We start from the raw sequence: 13,131 nt of genomic DNA, 5'->3' as shown, positions 1-13,131 counted from the left end.
CTTACATTCCCCGCTCTGTCTTTACTCCGGCCTCTTCAATGAGAGACGCCACCCACTCTTCAAGCCCCGGATACGCGTTCAGATCCAGCACAAATTCCTGCCCCCTGGCCGCGCATGTGAGGTAACACCAGGGAGGCTCGAGCCGCCAACGCTCCGGATTATCATGATAGCTTAGCGGCATTTTCCCACCGGTTGGGAAAAACGCCGATGGCAGGCGCCACCGGGTCGACAGGCGGGCAGCCGGATCGGTCAGTACCAGCGGGTCCGCCAAACGCGGAAAGACGCCACTGTCCGAGGCGACATACAGCGTATTCGAAGGGTCCTGCGAATACCGGAAGTGAGGATGGTACCGGGCCCATGGCACCGCGTTTGCCCCGAGTTGATCGACCGTTAACACCTCCCCCACTTCCAGCCACCCCCAGATAGCATGGAAGGGGCGAGTGCCCGGTACAAATCGCCAACGCCGCTGATCTATGTGAGCCTGACGGAATACGCCGAAAAACAGAAAGAGATCACCCGCTTGCACCCCCTGGTTACGCAGATGGCCCTGGGCCGCCCCCATCTGGCCGAGCAGAGGCCGCCAGCCCGGATCTCTGGACAGGGACGAGGCCAGCAGGTCGGGATCCAGATGGGCACCATGCGTCCGACCCACCCGGCCATCGGTCAGGTCGGCAGCAATCTTGCCAAGCTGCCGGCCTCCATATTGAATATCCGAATACCGGATACAGGACCGGGGATCGGGAATGGGCAACACACACAGAGAGCCATCCGGCAGCACCGGACTCGGACAACCACCGGCGGAAGAATCGAAACCTTTCCGGCTCAGGATCAGACGCATTGACGCTCCAGAGGATGGGGTATCAGGAGACGGAAATGGTATCGTAGATGCTCAACGTTTGCCCCCGGACGACGCAACACAGGATCCGACTCAATGAGAATCGTCTGTATTTCGGACACCCACGGCATGCACCGTCAAATTCAGGTCCCTGAAGGCGACCTGTTGATTCATGCCGGTGACAGCCTCGCCCGGGGCACACTCGACGATCTGGAAGACCTGGATGACTGGTTGGCAGGCCTGCCCCACCGACACAAGATCCTGATCGCCGGCAACCACGACTGGTGCTTCCAGGACGAACCGGAGGAGGCCCGGGACCTGTTGAAACACGCCTGTTATCTGCAGGACGGCGGCATTGAGATTGAAGGTTTCCGATTCTGGGGGAGCCCCTGGACACCGGTGTTCTTCAACTGGGCATTCAACCTTGAACGGGGTGAGGCTCTTGCTGAACGCTGGGCCCGGATACCCGAAAACCTCGACGTTCTCATTACCCACGGACCGCCCGCCGGCATCCTGGATATCGTGCCGGATGCCAAAGGCGAGCTGTCCGTCGGCTGTGAGGAGCTGGCCACCGCCGTTGAAAACCGACAACCGCGACTCCACATTTTTGGCCACATTCACGAAAGCTACGGGCAGAAGCGGCAGGGTAACTCGCTGTTCGTCAATGCCAGCACCTGCACCGGCAGTTTCAAGCCGCTGAATCCGCCCGTGGTCCTGGACCTCTGAGGAGTCCCATGTCCGATCAACCCGATTATTCCCTGCTCGAACTTGCCTCGGTTCGCGAGGGCGACAACGTCGGCACCACACTGGCCAACAGTGTGGCCTATGCCCGGCATGCCGAGGCGCTCGGTTTCAAGCGATTCTGGCTTGCCGAACATCACAACATGGAAGGTATTTCCAGCTCCGCCACGTCAGTCTTGATCGGTCATATTGCCGGCCAGACCCGGAGCATTCGGGTGGGCTCCGGCGGCGTAATGCTGCCGAACCATCCGCCACTGGTGATCGCCGAGCAGTTCGGGACGCTGGAGTCCCTTTACCCGGGCCGGATCGACCTGGGCCTGGGGCGGGCCCCTGGCACGGATCCAGTTACTGCACGGGCGCTGCGCCGGGACGGATTGGGCGCGGAGCAGTTCCCGGAGGACGTAAGCCGCCTCCAGACGCTGCTGGGGCCGCTTCAGCCCGGCCAGCCAGTCAAGGCGATTCCCGGCGCAGGCACCCACGTGCCCATCTGGCTCCTCGGGTCCAGTCTGTACAGCGCTCAATTAGCCGCCATGCGGGGACTGCCCTATGCGTTTGCCGGACACTTTGCGCCTCGCCTGTATCGGGAAGCACTCCGGGTTTACCGGGACAACTTCCAGCCCTCGGATCAATTGGACCGCCCCTACAGCATGCTGGCGGTTCCGGCGATTCCCGCCGACACCGTAGATGAGGCCCGCTTCCTCGCCACCACCAGCTATCAGCGTATCCTCGCGCTTTTCCGGGGCCAACCGCTCTGGATGAAACCACCGGTCAAATCCATGGCGGGTCTCTGGAACGCCGGCGAGGAAGCCAGTGTGAAAGACTTTCTGGGGCTCCAGCTTCTGGGAGACAGCGCGGCCATCCGCCAACAACTCGACCAGTTGCTGAGCACGGTGGACGTCGATGAACTGATGTTTACCGTGGACATCTACGACCCCGAGAAGCGCCGGTACGCCCTCGATATTCTTTCCGCCACCCGGAGCCCGCAATGACCGACACTCTGCATGTCTTTCTGTCCCACGGCCTCGAAAGCGGCCCTGGGAGCACCAAGATCCAGGCCATGAAGTCGGCCGCCGAGGCCTTTCCCGGCGTCCACGCGATCGCCGTCGACCACCGCAGCAGCAAGGATCCGGACGTTCGGCTTGCCCAGATGCGCGACGCAATGGCGACCGCCGGGGCCACGCCTGAACGCACCGTACTCGCCGGTTCCAGTATGGGTGGCTGGGTATGTGCGCAACTCAGTTCAGAGTCACCGGTGCTTGGGTGTTTCATGCTGGCACCGGCGCTTGCCCTGCCCCGCTACCCCCAGTCACGTCCCGTGATCCAGGCCAGGCACAGCCGGATCATTCATGGCTGGGACGACGATGTCGTCCCGGTAATGCCGGTTCTGGAACTGGCCCATGAACAGCGCCTGACCACCCTCGTTTTACCGGACGGGCATCGGCTCGAACACAGCGTTGATCGGGTGGTCAGGGAGTTCCGGGAGTTCCTTGAAAACTGCCTTGGCGAACCGAATCAATCCTAAATTCATGCACTTGCGATTCCACTAAAACCTGTACACCGGGTTTACTTATTTCCGCCATTTTCTTGCGAAAACCCCATTGTTTTGCCAGTCTTTATAAATGTAACAATGGATTAACGTAAAAAAACGAGCGGAGACAACCCGATGAGCAGCTTGAGTAAATTCAGGAAACTGGCCGGTATTACGGCCCTGACCCTGGCAGGACTGACCGCAGCTAGCGTGGTTAACGCAGATACCTGGCGCTACGCCCACGAAGAGTACGAAGGCGACGTCCAGGACGTATTCGCTTACAAGTTCAAGGAATACATCGAGGATCATTCTGATCACGACGTGAAGGTTTACCGCTTTGGCGAACTGGGTGAATCCAGCGACATCATGGAGCAGACCCAGGCCGGAATCCTGCAGTTCGTGAACCAGTCCCCCGGCTTCACCGGTGCGCTGATTCCTGAAGCTCAGATTTTCTTCATTCCGTACCTGATGCCGACGGACATGGACAGCGTTGTCCGGTTCTTCAAGGAGAGCAAGGCCATCAACGAGATGTTCCCGAAACTGTACGCGGAACATGGCCTGAAGCTCTTGCAGATGTATCCGGAAGGCGAGATGGTCGTTACGGCGGATGAGAAAATTACCAAGCCGGCGGATTTCAAGAACAAGAAGATCCGGGTCATGACCAACCCGCTGCTTTCCGCTACCTATGAAGCGTTCGGCGCAACTCCGACACCGCTGCCCTGGGGTGAGGTTTACGGCGCACTGCAGACCAACATGATCCAGGGTCAGGAAAACCCCATTTTCTGGATCCAGTCCGGCGGTCTGTATGAAGTGTCCCCGAACCTGATCTTCACCCACCACGGCTGGTTCACTACTGCCATGATGGCCAACCAGGACTTCTACCAGGGTCTGTCCGACAAGGACAAGCAACTGGTTCAGGACGCCACCGACTACGCGTTCAAGAAGATTCTGGTGCACATCGACGGTCTGGCTGAGGAAGCACTTCAGAAGATCAAGGATGCCAGCGACAAGGTCACCATCACCCGTCTGACCGACGAACAGATCAAGGCCTTCAAGGCGCGCGCGCCACAGGTCGAGAAGAAGTTCATCGAGATGACTGGCGAAAGCGGCAAGAAATTGCTGGACCAGTTCAAGGAAGACCTGAAAAAAGTTCAGTCTGAAACCAACTGAACGTGGTAAGAAGGCTCCCCTCCCGGGGAGCCTTTTTGACTGAAGAGTTTAACCCGCGCCCCTGACGCCAACCTTCCCGCCCAGGGTCGCTTTTTCGGAGCAGAATCCCATGTCCGAGAAGTCTCCGGAGATTGAAGACGACACCGGTTCCTACGAATCCGGTCTCCCAGGATTCCTGGGCACCATTGACGTCGTCATCAGCAAGATAGAAGCCATCATGCTTGCCCTTGGTGTCATCCTGATGGCACTGAACACCTGCGTGAACGTGATCGCCCGCTTTGTATTTCAGGAAGGGCTGTTTTTCTCCGGTGAGATCAACCGTATTCTCATCATCCTCGTCACCTTTGCCGGTATTGGTTATGCCGCCAGGCACGGGCGCCACATCCGCATGTCCGCGGTTTACGACGCACTTCCCGTGAAAGGCCGCAAGGTGCTGATGATCATCATCGCCCTGTTTACCTCGCTGGTCATGTTCTTCCTCTGTTACTACTCCTACGGTTACATCGAGACGCTCCACAGCCGTGGCCGGATCCTGCCGGCACTGGGCTTCCCGATCTGGTGGATCTACATCTGGGCCCCGGTAGGCTTTGCCATCACCGGCATCCAGTATTTCCTGACCGCGATCAAGAATTTCACGAGCGAAGACGTCTACCTGTCGACGGGTGTGGTTGACGGCTATGCGGATACCGAATCGGAAGTCTGAGCCCTGCAGCAGCATTAACAAAGGATAAAACACCATGGCAACGATAATGATGGCCGTCATGATTGGGTTGCTACTGCTTGGCTTCCCGATGATGGTTCCCCTGATTACCGGTGCGGTAATCGGCTTTGTGATGACGTTTGACGGCTTCGGCCAGATGCAGACGTTCGTCCAGCAAATGATGGGCGGTATCCGTCCCGCGTCCCTGATTGCGGTTCCCATGTTTATTCTGGCCGCCGACATCATGACCCGCGGACAATCCGCCGATCGACTGATCAATATGGTCATGGCATTCATCGGCCATGTAAAAGGCGGCCTCGCGATCAGTACCGCGGCATCCTGTACCCTGTTTGGCGCGGTGTCCGGTTCCACGCAGGCAACGGTTGTCGCAGTGGGCTCTCCCCTGCGCCCCAAAATGCTCAAGGCAGGCTACTCCGACGCCTTCACGTTGGCGCTGATCATCAACTCGAGTGATATCGCGTTCCTGATCCCCCCGAGCATCGGCATGATCATCTACGGGGTTATCTCGGAAACCTCCATTGCGGAACTGTTCATCGCCGGCATCGGTCCGGGCATCCTCATTCTGTTCATGTTCTCGATCTACTGCCTGATCTATGCCTACAAGAACAATGTCCCGGTCGAAGAGAAGTCCACCTGGAAACAGCGGGCTGTCTCGGTAAGGGACGCCCTATGGCCACTGTTTTTCCCGGTCATTATCGTCGGTGGCATCTACGGTGGCATCTTCAGTCCTACCGAGGCTGCGGCGGTCTGCGTCCTGTACGCATTCCTGCTGGAATTCGTGGTCTTCCGGTCGCTGAAGCTCTCGCACATCTGGACCATTTCCAAATCCACAGGACTCATAACGGCCGTCGTCTTTATCCTGGTGGCAGTGGGTAATGGCTTCTCCTGGATCATCTCCTTTGCCCAGATTCCACAGACCATCCTTGAGTCTGTCGGCGTCAATGAAGCGGGACCGGTAGGCGTTCTGATCGCCATCTGCGTGTCGTTCTTTATCGCCTGTATGTTTGTGGATCCTATTGTGGTGATCCTCGTGCTGACACCGATTTTTGCGCCGGCCGTCCAGGCCACCGGCCTCGATCCGGTGCTGGTTGGTGTACTGATCACCCTGCAGGTCGCTATCGGCTCGGCCACACCGCCGTTCGGCTGTGACATTTTCACGGCCATCGCCATTTTCAAGCGTCCTTACATGGATGTGATCCGCGGCACACCGCCGTTCATTGTCATGCTGGTTGGAGCAGCCGCGTTGATCATTGCGTTCCCGGATATTGCCCTGTTCCTGCGGGATATCGCCTTCAGAGATTAAAAACGCCGGTCAGGTACCTGAGGAGAAATACATGTTCAAGCGAATGCTGGTTGCCGTGGACGGCTCCAAGACATCACTGAAGGCCCTCGACAAGGCAATCGAGCTGCAGAAAGTCATGCCGGAGGCCGAGATTCTCATTCTGTGTGTCTACAAGCATCACAGCCTGTTCGAGGCCTCTCTTTCCATTGGCCGCCCGTCCGACATGGACATCCCGGACAAGGTCCTGTCCGAATACGCCAAGGGAGTCGTCAATCATGCCAAGGAACTGGCGAAGGAGCACGGCGCGACCAAGGTTCGGGGGTTCGTGAAGGCGGGTAAACCGTCCCGTGCGATCATCAAGTTTGCCCAGGAGAAGGAGGCTGACCTGATCGTCGTTGGCACCATGGGCACCAACAGCGACAAGGACGGCATCTTCCTCGGAAGCGTCTCCCACCGCGTGGCCTCCCACGCAAAATGCCCGGTACTGGTTGTCTGAACCACCGGCCTGTCGTTCAGACGCTCTGGGGTGTGGCCGACGAAACCCGGTCACGCCCCTCTGCTTTTGCCCGGTACAGGGCCTGGTCCGCCTGACGAATCAGGTTGCTCATCAGCTCTGTTGACTCGGGCCAGCTGGCCACTCCGACCGACACCGTGATTTTCCCCAGGTCCACGCCTTTTTCCAGACAGGTCGCCCGGCCAATGGATTGCCTCAGTTCCTCAGCCCGTTCCGCAGCTTCCGCCAGCGGCGCCTGTGGCATCATCACCAGAAATTCCTCGCCACCGTATCGGCAGACGGTATCACTCTCCCGGAACTGCCGCCGTAACATCTCCGCGACCATCCTCAGAACGCCGTCACCCGCGGGGTGGCCGTAGGTATCGTTGAACTGCTTGAAATGATCGATATCGATCAGGAGCAGGCTCAGGGGGTGGCCATTACGCTGTGCCAGCGCCCCCTCATGACCGAAGAGTTCGTCGAAAAATCGGCGATTCTTCAGGCCGGTCAGCGAATCTTCGTAGGAAAACCGCTGTAACTCCTCCCTCAGAAGAATGCCGGACAGCGTCACGCCAATCTTGTCGAGGAACTGCTGGGCCGAAGACACAATCCGGGCGCTGCCGTAGTCTCGGAGACCTTCTTCCAGGACCGGCCTATCAAGCAACAGCAAGCCTTCTGTGACCAGACCCGACGGCGATTGCACGTTCAGGCGGAAACAGATCACACCATCTCCACGCTCCGTCATGTTGCCATCCTCCGGCAACCCCGTCTCCGGCTGCGGCCCGGCATCACTGAGCGACACGGGGAAGCGGTCACTGGAGGCCGCATCGGCCCAGCAGACCACCCGCTCGTAAAAACTGTCCGCCACGCGTCGGTATAGCGCGCCCTTGAGCGGACGGCAGAGCTCCGGTATGGAGGACGCGAGAACCTGAAAAGCCTGATCGATTCCCTCCTGATCCTGCAGCTTCGCAATCACGTTGGTCAGCTGGCGCCCTTTACGGGTTTCCAGCATCAGCAACCTTGCCCGGGCGCGCTCTCGCTCTGCCAACGATTCTGCCCGGGCGGTGCGTTCCGCGACCTGCTGTTCCAGGGTCCGATTGAGTTCATTCAGGGAACGCTGGGATGAAACATAGTGCCGCGCAGAGATGGTCACGACCGCCAGCGAGAACGCCAGGGCGCCCCAGCTCACCGGAACCCGGCCCCAGGGCAGAACACTGTGGGCAACCGCCATATCGAGGACCAGTAGCAGGGAGAAAAGCCCGAAGGTACCCAGCAGCACCTGTTGCTCCCGCAGCAGGCCACGGAAATGACGGATCGCAATGGCCGTCATCAGCACCAGACTCACCAGGAACAGCGCATCGAAGGCCGGAAACGTCGATGACAGATCCACGGCCCCGATCAGGGCCAGGGCAATCGCCCCGACCGCGTACCCCAGATGGAACTTCCAGATCCATTCCAGCCAGCGCACCGGCTGTGACTTCAGCCATTGCGACAGGAGCAAAGCCATGGCCACGGGGATCAGGTAGTAAGACCCCGCCGCCAGGTAATCCCAGACCAGAGGGTGATAGGCGATCAACAGACTCGCCTGACTCTCGGATACCAGCATGACGGCAGTCGCGGCCGAAAACAGCGCCATACTGGTAAAGTTCCGGTTATGGGGCTGCATCATTGCGAACAGCAATGCCAGCATCGCGATCAGCGCGCAAAAACCGGCGATCACCAGTGATTCCGTGGACGTTTGCAGAACTCTCAGGACGAGGTCCGGCTTGTCCATAATGGCCACTTCGCCCCACAGGCCGATATCGGTGTAATTGGAGAAAACCCGGAAATAGATCGGTTGGCCCGAGTAGTTTGCCGGGAGTGGAATAGCGTGCCAGGGCCAGCCTTCAAAAGACCCTTTCCCCTCGGCGTCAAAGGTGCCGTACTGGTAGATCTTCTTACCGTCGAACCAGACCTGGACGATGATATCGACACTGTATATGTAGAGGATTGGCGCCTGCCAGCTGCCATCCGGCAATGTCACCCGAAACCAGGCGTGTTGGTGACCGTTCCGGTCAGGTGGATTGGAGGGGAAGGCAATGGAGTGCCACTGCTCCGGGGCGTGCTGCCGGGTCCACACCGGCACGCCGGCGTTATCGAATGGAGAATCGCCCCAGCGATACTCCCACCCCTCATCCACGGACTGGGAGGCGCCAAATGCGGCCACCGGCACGCAGAACATCAGCCAAAGCCGTAAAAACCACATTCCGGGACTTGCCAGTTTTCGCAAAGTAAAAACCTGAGAGATGAAGCCGTTGGCGTCAGTATAGCCCCGGTCCGTGAACAAAAGGGAGCCTGTAAGAAAACAGGCCCGGTGGGCCATCCTACGACTTCTCGCTATCCCCCCGAGTCACCGCCAGGGCAAGAAGAGCCGACGCGACCATCAGGAACAGGGCAACCGCATTGAGCACCGGTGTCGAGCCTTCCCTGAGGCGGCTGAAGAGCGCCACCGTCAACGGCGTGTCGCTTCCGGTGAGCATCACCGTAGTGTTGAAGTTCTCGAACGACATCAGGAACGCCATGGCCGCGGCCCCGAGAATCGATGGCATCAGCCAGGGCAAGGTCACGGTAAACCAGGCCACAACGGGCGTCGCCCCCAGATTGAGCGCCGCCTCCTCAAGCTGCCGGTCAAACTTTCGCAGGCGGGACGCAATCACCAGGGTCGCCAGCGTGGTAATGAAAGTCACCTGCCCCATCACCACCAGTGTCATGCCCGGGCGGAACACATCCAGTTCTATGCCCCAGCTCCGGGAAAGATCGTTGGCCATACCACTGTAGAACACCAGGATGGAGACCCCGAGGATCACGCCTGGAATCACCAGCGGAAGCAGCATCAGCAGGTACAGGAGCTCCTTGCCACGGAATTCCAGCCGCTCGAACAGCACGGCATTGGCACAACCGAGCGCCACGCTGCAGAGGGTCACCCAGAATGCAATCTGGGCACTGACCCACAGCGCCGACAAGAGAGTGTCGTCGTGGAACAGGCCGGTTCTGCCGCCCGAGCCGTCCGCGAAATACCAGTCCAGGGTAAACCCTTTCCATGGCAACGAGGGAAAGGGGGCATCGTTGAAGGCAAAGACCGCGGTCACCAGAAGAGGCAGGGCCAGGTAGACGAAAAACGCCACCAGATAGACCAGGTACAGGGCGTCAAACAATCGGGAGCGTGGAACGGAACGGATCATGACGTCACCCCATTACCTTGCGCAGAGACTGTCCGGTTACCCGGAGCCCGATCCACACGATCAGCGACGACAGGACCAGTAGCAGTACGCCCAGAGCCGCCCCCTGCTCCCAGTTGAAGCGCGTGATGAACTGGGTAAAAATCTGCTGGGTGAACCAGGCACTGTCCTTGCCGCCCATCAGGATCGGCGTCAGGTAACTGCCGAGTGTGAGCATGAAGACAACGATGCAGCCGGAGACAATGCCGGGCATCGCCCAGGGCACGACGATTTCCCGCAGCACGGTGAAATGGCCGCCGCCAAGGTCGTAGCCGGCTTCTACCAGGTTTTCGTCCATACCCTCAAGGGTTGTCACCAGCGGCACAACCATGAACAGCAGGCCGTTGTAGACCAGGCCAATGATTACAGCCACGTCGTTGTACAGCATCTCCACCGGGCCATCCGCCCAGCCAAGCGCCTGCAACCAGGCACTGAACACGCCACTTTCCCGCAGCAGGATCATCCAGCCGTAGGTCCGGACCAGTTCGCTGGCCCAGAAAGGAATCAGGCAGGCGAGAAACAGCAGCCCCTTGGAACGTCCCCGTGCCAGCCTGGCGATGTACCAGGCGATGGGAAACGCGATGATCAGGGTCAGAAAGGTCGTGAACAGGGACATCACCCCGGTACGCACAAACGTCCGCCAGTAATAGGACTCGGAAAAGAAATTCTGGTACTGCTGAAATCCCCAATCCAGCGTATCCCAGCTTTCCCGAACCTGGAAGGACACCCTCAGCATCTGCAGATGCGGCAGGAGCACCAGCAGGACGATCCACAGCAGGAAGGGGGTGAGTAAAAGCCACAGCGACAGGCGGCTGGCGGAAGATCTCATGCGCCCCCCGCAGGGAAGACCCGGGCCAGCATGGGATCCCAGCCGAGCTGCAAGGTCGCGCCCTCGCTCAGCGCCGGCGCCGAACCGTCCTGGGGCAAGCGGGCAAACAGGGTCTGCCCGGAACTCGTCACTTCTACCCGACTGTTGGCGCCGTCAAACAGGGTCGTGTCAACGCTGGCCTGGACGGTCGAGAAATCCGGTTTGAGCGCCTCACCCGCCAGCACCAGCGATTCTGGCCGGACAAAGAGTTCCGCCCGCTCGCCCACCGCCGGCGCCTGGGACGCCATACGACCCCGGACCAAGCCGCCATCGTCCAGCCGTACTTCTGCCAGCCCTTCACGGACACTGACCAGCTCACCCGCCAGGCGGTTGTTATCGCCGACAAAGCCAGCCACAAAGGGCGTTGCCGGTTCCCGATACAACTCTTCGGGCGGTGCGACCTGGTCGAACCGGCCATTTTTCATGACCGCCACCTGATCGGACATCACCATGGCTTCCGACTGGTCGTGGGTAATGTAGACAAAGGTGGTGCCAAAGGCCTTCTGGAGATGCTTCAGCTCGACCTTCATCTGTTCGCGCAACTTCAGATCCAGCGCACCCAGCGGCTCATCGAGCAGCAGCAGGGTGGGCTCAAGCACCAGACACCGGGCCAGGGCCACCCGCTGGCGCTGGCCGCCGGACAACTGTTGGGGATTCCGGTTCTCCGTCCCCGGCAAACCCACCTGCTCCAGCACCCGGGCGACACGCTTTTGCCGCTCCGCAGCCGGAACCCCCCGACGCTTGAGCCCGTAGGCAATGTTGTCGCCGACAGACATGGTGGGAAACAGGGCCAGATGCTGGAACACCATGTTCACTGGCCGCCGGTTGGGCGGAACCTCATTCATCCGCTGGCCCCGTATACGGATTTCCCCCTCATCGGGGCGATCGAAGCCGGCCAAGAGGCGCAACAGGGTCGTCTTGCCACAGCCAGACGGCCCCAGAATGGAGAAGAACGTACCCGCCGGTACGTTCAGGGAGACGTGGTCCACCGCGGCGTTATCGCCAAAGCGGCGGACCAGTCCGCTGCAGGACAGGTCAGACTCGGATGTCATGGCAATCAGTTCGCCGCCTGAACCCGATCGAGTACCTGTCCTTCCATGGTTTCCAGTCCCGGGGGTACCGGCGGATACCATTTGATGTTATTGATCGCCTGATCCGTGAAGCTGGCCCGGTAGGCATCCCGGAGATCCGATTTCACGTATTCGTCGGCGCCTTTGGAGGCGGTGAAATTCCCCGAGGCGTTGGTGATCTTGGCGGCAATCTCCGGCTGCATCACGAAGTTGATCCACTTGTAAGCAGCTTCTTCGTTCTCGCTGCGCCGGGGGATGGCAAAGGTGTCAATCCAGCCCAGGGCGCCGGACTCGGGCGCGACAAACCGAATGTCAGGATTTTCAGCATTCAGCTTCCAGCCACCGGCATCCCAGGCCATGGCCGCCTTTACCTCACCAGTGCGCAGCAGCGCCAGAAGCTGGTCGCCGCCGGTCCAGTAGGTTTTGACGTTGGCCTTGCAGTCGATCAGTTTGTCTTCCACCTTGTTCATGATGGACTGGTACTGGTCCCGGTCGTTATAAGCGGCAAACGGATCCATTCCCATGGCGAAGGCAAACCCGATCAGCGTTGGGCGCTTGAGCCGGTAGCTGACGTCCCCGGCCACCGACGGATCGCACAGATCGGTGTAGTCCTTGACCGTGTCCGCCACGGAACTGTGCACTATCAGACCACTGGTGCCCCAGACCGATGGCACGCCGTAGTAGTCGTTGCCAAGTTTGGTGGCGCCCTGTGCGGCCTTGACCATGGAGGACTGCAACTGATCGGTATTGATGCGGCTGTAATCGATCGGTTTGTAGATATTGAACTGGCGCTGGACACCAACAATACGGTCCTGACTGGGCTGGGCCAGGTCGAAACCGGCACCCCCGGTGGCCCGGAGCTTGGAGATCATGTCCTCGTTGTTGGACAGGGTGATCTTTACATCGATACCGGTTTCTTTTTCGAACTGGGCCACCACCTCATCCGGGGCGTAGCCACCCCAGGTAATCAGGCGCAGTTCTTCGGCGAACAGGCTGCCGGAGAAAGTCGCGGCAGCCAGGAAGCTGGCGCCAAGCAGTGCGGATTTCCGTGTCGTGCGCAATCTCATGATCGTTCATTCCCCTGATAGCGGTCGGTAACAAGTTTGCTAACCAAGTGTTATCAGGAAGTTATAGACCATGTATTGCAGTTTTGTGAAACCCGCCCT

At 59.5% G+C, this 13,131-nt stretch carries 13 protein-coding genes; 7 read left to right on the top strand and 6 right to left on the bottom strand.

Annotated elements, in window-relative coordinates:
• Window position 1 precedes the first annotated feature (1 nt).
• The gene (locus MLD04_RS12690) at window positions 2-838 is read right to left on the bottom strand and encodes an Nmad3 family putative nucleotide modification protein (protein ID WP_248158929.1); all 837 of its coding nucleotides are present in this window, start codon (window positions 836-838) and stop codon (window positions 2-4) included.
• A gap of 93 nt (window positions 839-931) precedes the next feature.
• On the opposite strand from MLD04_RS12690, the gene MLD04_RS12685 reads away from it, so the two are divergent.
• The 7 genes from MLD04_RS12685 to MLD04_RS12655 all read left to right on the top strand — a co-directional run bounded on the left by MLD04_RS12685 (window position 932) and on the right by MLD04_RS12655 (window position 6,773).
• Window positions 932-1,561 (top strand): metallophosphatase domain-containing protein, encoded by a 630-nt coding sequence (locus tag MLD04_RS12685; protein ID WP_248158927.1) that lies wholly within the window; start codon window positions 932-934, stop codon window positions 1,559-1,561.
• An 8-nt stretch (window positions 1,562-1,569) separates the two neighbouring features.
• On the top strand, window positions 1,570-2,565 hold the full coding sequence (locus MLD04_RS12680; protein WP_248158925.1) for an LLM class flavin-dependent oxidoreductase: 996 nt from the start codon (window positions 1,570-1,572) through the stop codon (window positions 2,563-2,565).
• A complete protein-coding gene (locus MLD04_RS12675; protein WP_248158922.1) occupies window positions 2,562-3,098 on the top strand; it encodes a YqiA/YcfP family alpha/beta fold hydrolase in 537 nt (178 codons plus the stop codon). The genes MLD04_RS12680 and MLD04_RS12675 overlap by 4 nt, the downstream gene beginning before the upstream one ends.
• A gap of 141 nt (window positions 3,099-3,239) precedes the next feature.
• Window positions 3,240-4,274: a TRAP transporter substrate-binding protein gene (locus MLD04_RS12670; protein ID WP_248158919.1), complete on the top strand. Its 1,035-nt coding sequence runs from the start codon at window positions 3,240-3,242 to the stop codon at window positions 4,272-4,274.
• Between the two features lie 109 nt (window positions 4,275-4,383).
• Window positions 4,384-4,977 (top strand): TRAP transporter small permease, encoded by a 594-nt coding sequence (locus MLD04_RS12665; protein WP_248158916.1) that lies wholly within the window; start codon window positions 4,384-4,386, stop codon window positions 4,975-4,977.
• Between the two features lie 34 nt (window positions 4,978-5,011).
• On the top strand, window positions 5,012-6,298 hold the full coding sequence (locus MLD04_RS12660; RefSeq protein ID WP_248158912.1) for a TRAP transporter large permease: 1,287 nt from the start codon (window positions 5,012-5,014) through the stop codon (window positions 6,296-6,298).
• 31 nt (window positions 6,299-6,329) lie between these two features.
• On the top strand, window positions 6,330-6,773 hold the full coding sequence (locus MLD04_RS12655) for a universal stress protein (protein WP_248158909.1): 444 nt from the start codon (window positions 6,330-6,332) through the stop codon (window positions 6,771-6,773).
• A 16-nt stretch (window positions 6,774-6,789) separates the two neighbouring features.
• Here MLD04_RS12655 and MLD04_RS12650 read toward each other — a convergent pair whose 3' ends face one another.
• The 5 genes from MLD04_RS12650 to MLD04_RS12630 all read right to left on the bottom strand — a co-directional run bounded on the left by MLD04_RS12650 (window position 6,790) and on the right by MLD04_RS12630 (window position 13,032).
• Window positions 6,790-9,015, bottom strand: coding sequence for a diguanylate cyclase (locus tag MLD04_RS12650; protein ID WP_248158906.1), 2,226 nt, complete (start codon window positions 9,013-9,015; stop codon window positions 6,790-6,792).
• Window positions 9,016-9,133: 118 nt separating this feature from the next.
• Window positions 9,134-9,991 (bottom strand): ABC transporter permease, encoded by an 858-nt coding sequence (locus tag MLD04_RS12645; RefSeq protein WP_248158905.1) that lies wholly within the window; start codon window positions 9,989-9,991, stop codon window positions 9,134-9,136.
• Between the two features lie 4 nt (window positions 9,992-9,995).
• A complete protein-coding gene (locus tag MLD04_RS12640) occupies window positions 9,996-10,856 on the bottom strand; it encodes an ABC transporter permease (protein WP_248158902.1) in 861 nt (286 codons plus the stop codon).
• Window positions 10,853-11,947 carry an ABC transporter ATP-binding protein gene (locus tag MLD04_RS12635; RefSeq protein ID WP_248158900.1) on the bottom strand — a complete coding sequence of 365 codons (1,095 nt, stop codon included), beginning with the start codon at window positions 11,945-11,947 and terminating at the stop codon, window positions 10,853-10,855. The genes MLD04_RS12640 and MLD04_RS12635 overlap by 4 nt, the downstream gene beginning before the upstream one ends.
• A gap of 5 nt (window positions 11,948-11,952) precedes the next feature.
• Complete coding sequence (locus MLD04_RS12630; RefSeq protein ID WP_248158898.1) at window positions 11,953-13,032, bottom strand: extracellular solute-binding protein; 1,080 nt, start codon at window positions 13,030-13,032, stop codon at window positions 11,953-11,955.
• Window positions 13,033-13,131 lie beyond the last annotated feature (99 nt).

Source organism: Marinobacter koreensis, from assembly GCF_023156285.1.
In the GTDB taxonomy this organism is placed as follows: Bacteria; Pseudomonadota; Gammaproteobacteria; order Pseudomonadales; family Oleiphilaceae; genus Marinobacter; species Marinobacter koreensis.
This window is presented reverse-complemented; position numbering and strand designations above follow the sequence as displayed.

Coding starts and splice junctions, on each gene's coding strand:
- MLD04_RS12690 (WP_248158929.1), bottom strand. CDS start 838: ATGCGTCTGATCCTGAGCCGGAAAGGTTTCGATTCTTCCGCCGGTGGT.
- MLD04_RS12685 (WP_248158927.1), top strand. CDS start 932: ATGAGAATCGTCTGTATTTCGGACACCCACGGCATGCACCGTCAAATT.
- MLD04_RS12680 (WP_248158925.1), top strand. CDS start 1,570: ATGTCCGATCAACCCGATTATTCCCTGCTCGAACTTGCCTCGGTTCGC.
- MLD04_RS12675 (WP_248158922.1), top strand. CDS start 2,562: ATGACCGACACTCTGCATGTCTTTCTGTCCCACGGCCTCGAAAGCGGC.
- MLD04_RS12670 (WP_248158919.1), top strand. CDS start 3,240: ATGAGCAGCTTGAGTAAATTCAGGAAACTGGCCGGTATTACGGCCCTG.
- MLD04_RS12665 (WP_248158916.1), top strand. CDS start 4,384: ATGTCCGAGAAGTCTCCGGAGATTGAAGACGACACCGGTTCCTACGAA.
- MLD04_RS12660 (WP_248158912.1), top strand. CDS start 5,012: ATGGCAACGATAATGATGGCCGTCATGATTGGGTTGCTACTGCTTGGC.
- MLD04_RS12655 (WP_248158909.1), top strand. CDS start 6,330: ATGTTCAAGCGAATGCTGGTTGCCGTGGACGGCTCCAAGACATCACTG.
- MLD04_RS12650 (WP_248158906.1), bottom strand. CDS start 9,015: ATGTGGTTTTTACGGCTTTGGCTGATGTTCTGCGTGCCGGTGGCCGCA.
- MLD04_RS12645 (WP_248158905.1), bottom strand. CDS start 9,991: ATGATCCGTTCCGTTCCACGCTCCCGATTGTTTGACGCCCTGTACCTG.
- MLD04_RS12640 (WP_248158902.1), bottom strand. CDS start 10,856: ATGAGATCTTCCGCCAGCCGCCTGTCGCTGTGGCTTTTACTCACCCCC.
- MLD04_RS12635 (WP_248158900.1), bottom strand. CDS start 11,947: ATGACATCCGAGTCTGACCTGTCCTGCAGCGGACTGGTCCGCCGCTTT.
- MLD04_RS12630 (WP_248158898.1), bottom strand. CDS start 13,032: ATGAGATTGCGCACGACACGGAAATCCGCACTGCTTGGCGCCAGCTTC.